General features: G+C 68.5%; 1 protein-coding gene. It reads right to left on the bottom strand.

Going from position 1 to position 276, the window contains the following annotated elements:
• Positions 1-71: 71 nt before the first annotated feature.
• The coding region (locus CVH10_RS20085) for a phospholipase D-like domain-containing protein (RefSeq protein ID WP_369335908.1) at positions 72-276 on the bottom strand (205 nt) is incomplete at its 5' end.

The following is a 276-nucleotide window of genomic DNA, read 5'->3' as shown; positions in this document are numbered from 1 at the left end:
CATCGTCCATCTCGCCCCGACCCAGGAGGCCGTGCAGCGCAAGGCGTCCGGCCGGCTGGCGGAGGACGAGGCTACAGGTATGGCAGCAGTAATCGGACGCCTGCGTCGCGCAGCCGGACGGGGAGCCCGCGCTGCGCTAGCGTCTCGCGGGTGAGGCGTAGCGACATCTTCTCCCGCATGAAGGCATCGAGGCGCCCGGCCAGTGCGGTATCGTAGACCTCGACGTTGAGTTCGAAGTTCAGGCGGAAGCTGCGCGTGTCCCAGTTGGCGCTGCCG

Origin of the sequence: Halomonas sp. ND22Bw, from assembly GCF_003011945.1 — a bacterium.
GTDB classification, from domain to species: domain Bacteria; phylum Pseudomonadota; class Gammaproteobacteria; order Pseudomonadales; family Halomonadaceae; genus Halomonas; species Halomonas halophila.
The sequence above is the reverse complement of the archived record's forward strand: the minus strand, read 5'-3'. Positions and strand labels throughout refer to the sequence as shown.